Origin of the sequence: Mesorhizobium sp. M7A.F.Ca.CA.002.09.1.1, from assembly GCF_003998555.1 — a bacterium.
GTDB classification, from domain to species: Bacteria; Pseudomonadota; Alphaproteobacteria; order Rhizobiales; family Rhizobiaceae; genus Mesorhizobium; species Mesorhizobium ciceri.
Genome location: NZ_RZRR01000824.1, coordinates 1 through 2,528, shown reverse-complemented (window position 1 = coordinate 2,528; position 2,528 = coordinate 1). Strand labels below are relative to the sequence as shown.

The window sequence follows — 2,528 nt, the reverse complement described above, 5'->3', positions numbered from 1 at the left end:
GCCCGCGCGGACGCTACGCATCGACACTGCTGGCCTCGCATGGGGGGCGTGTTGTGCCGGTGCAGGTAGTGGCGGAAGCAGAAAAGCTATTGGCACTTAAACTACAAGCGCCGGCATAGGACCTTTCAGAATTCGCTCTGGCGAGTCGAATAGCGTGGTTCTTCGAGAACCGGAGCGGCGCGTACTTAAAGTACGTGAGCACCGGAAGCGCAGAAAACCGCCCGCGCATGCACCCGAAAATCGTAATTGATTTTCGGAAAGGGATCATGCGCTAACTGAAAATCCTACAGCGTCCTTTGCGCGTCCGAGAGGACGCGCGGCGCTGTAGTCGGCCGCCAGAGTAGAATTATCAAAGGTCCTAGATGAACTGCACCTGGACGATCTCATACCCCCTGGCGCCGCCAGGCGCGTTGACCTCGATGGCGTCGCCGACTTCCTTGCCGATGAGCGCACGCGCGATCGGCGAGGAGATCGAGATGCGGCCGGACTTCACGTCCGCCTCCTGGTCGCCGACGATCCGGTAGGTCTTCTTTTCCTCGGTGTCCTCGTCGACCAGCACCACGGTGGCGCCGAACTTGATCTTGTCGCCGCTGAGCTTGCTGACGTCGATCACCTCGGCGCGCGCAATATAATCTTCAAGCTCGTTGACGCGGCCCTCGTTGAGGCTCTGCGCCTCTTTGGCGGCATGATATTCGGCATTTTCGGACAGGTCGCCATGCGAGCGCGCTTCGGAGATCGCCTCGATGATGCGCGGCCGCTCTTCCTGCTGGCGCCAGCGCAGTTCTTCCTTCAATGACGCGAACCCCTCGCCTGTCATCGGGACCTTGTTCATGATGCCTGCCTTTCCTGCTGCCACCCCCGCGTATCGGGGAAAGCCTTGTCGATGGGTACAAAAAGAAAACGGGTCCGGCAGCCTCGAGCTTACGGAACCGTTTCACCGCAATTTCCCTGAATATAGCAATGTCAGCGGGTTTTTCACGCCCAAAAATCGGTTTTGCTAAAATCATCCCCGTTTTCATCAGTCCGGGGCGATGAATGAGACCGGGGGCAACAAAAAACGGCCGCGATCGCTCGCGGCCGCTTGGAAGAGCCCTGGGATCTTTTCAGCTTCTCATGAAATGGTCGATCTGCTCGGCCAGCATGCCATATTCACGCGAACCCTTGCCGGTCCGCTTCTCGATTTCCATCAACTGCTGCTGGGCGCCGGCCAGATCGCCGATCTGCAGATGCGCTTCGCCGAGATATTCGCGCACCAGCGTGTAGTTCGGATCGATGCGCAGCGCTTCCTCGTAATAGCCGAGGCCGACGGTGACGCGGCCGGAATGGCGGTGCGAATAGCCGAGATAGTTGAGGATGCGCGGATCCTGCTTGTTGGCGGCGAGGCTGAGCACGGCAATCGCCTCGTCATAGCGCCCGGCCATCGCCAGCGCGTGGCCTGCATCATAGATGCTGTCGTCGTCGAGCATGCCTTCCTGGGGCGCGACGCACTTTTTCTTCTTCTTGTCCCAGACCTGGCCCTTCTTGCACTGGGTGACGGTTTCGTCACCGCCGCTGCCCCCGCTGCCCGCGGCGAACACCGGAACGGCAAGGAACTGTAGAACGAGCAATGCGCTCGCCGCCTGGATCAGCACTCTTTTATGCATCGAAACCTCCTGGAGGGGTGAGAATGCAATACTAACGCCGGTCGGCTTGCGTTTCATCCCGGAAAATTGCGGGCGGGAGAACATCAGGTGACGGATGCCGCGAATCCGCTATCATCCGGCAAACGACCTGAGGGAGACGGCCCTTGCAGCGGCGGCTTGAAAAGGACTGGGAGCTTTCGATCGGCCCCGACACGGTGCGCCTGTTCATCCTCAAGGCCAAGGCACTGAGTGCGGCCGTCAATGAAGACTATGCCGATGGCGCCGAGCACGAGGTCGAACTCGACGGCGAGTCCCATGTCAACCATCACCATGACGGCCTTGCCGAGGAAAGCTCCGAGAACCTGACCGAAGAAGAGCTGCGCGAGCTGATCAACGACCTCAATGTCGATGAAGCAGCCGAGCTGATCGCGTTGGCCTGGGTCGGTCGCGGCGACTACGACGCCACCGAATGGGCGGACGCGCTGGCCGCCGCGCGCGAACGCGCCAACAAGCGCACCGCGAAATACCTGCTTGGCATGCCGCTGCTCGCCGACTGGCTGGAGGAAGGGCTGGAAGCGATCGGTGCGTAACGGAGCGGTTACCGTTCGTGATGCGGCCAAGGCAACCACCTTGCGTCGGCGCCGTTGAGGGCGATGGGGTCGATCGTCTTTTCCCGAATATGCAGGATTGCGTTGACCGTGGCCGTCACGGCCTTGCTGGTGATGCCGGTCGAGGCGAGACATCGCCATCGGCATCATAAGCCCCCGACGCCGCGGGTCGAGCAGCCGCTGACACCACGAGCCGACCAGCCCCTGAAACCAAGGGGCGGAAAGCGTTTGAAACCACGGCGCCACCGGCAGGTCACGCCAAAGCAGACACAGCAGAAAACGCAGACATCGCTGCCCT

The 2,528-nt window shown here is 60.9% G+C and carries 3 protein-coding genes and 1 pseudogene; 2 read left to right on the top strand and 2 right to left on the bottom strand.

The features are described from left to right. Window positions 1-358 precede the first annotated feature (358 nt). Window positions 359-832 (bottom strand): transcription elongation factor GreA, encoded by a 474-nt coding sequence (gene greA / locus EN994_RS26850; RefSeq protein WP_013530066.1) that lies wholly within the window; start codon window positions 830-832, stop codon window positions 359-361. 271 nt (window positions 833-1,103) lie between these two features. After that, on the bottom strand, window positions 1,104-1,643 hold the full coding sequence (locus EN994_RS26845) for a tetratricopeptide repeat protein (RefSeq protein WP_063168815.1): 540 nt from the start codon (window positions 1,641-1,643) through the stop codon (window positions 1,104-1,106). A gap of 143 nt (window positions 1,644-1,786) precedes the next feature. Between EN994_RS26845 and EN994_RS26840 the strand changes: the two genes are divergently transcribed. Further along, window positions 1,787-2,212 carry a DUF3775 domain-containing protein gene (locus EN994_RS26840; protein ID WP_013530064.1) on the top strand — a complete coding sequence of 142 codons (426 nt, stop codon included), beginning with the start codon at window positions 1,787-1,789 and terminating at the stop codon, window positions 2,210-2,212. 108 nt (window positions 2,213-2,320) lie between these two features. After that, window positions 2,321-2,528: pseudogene (locus tag EN994_RS35710) on the top strand (extensin family protein); the annotation flags it as partial.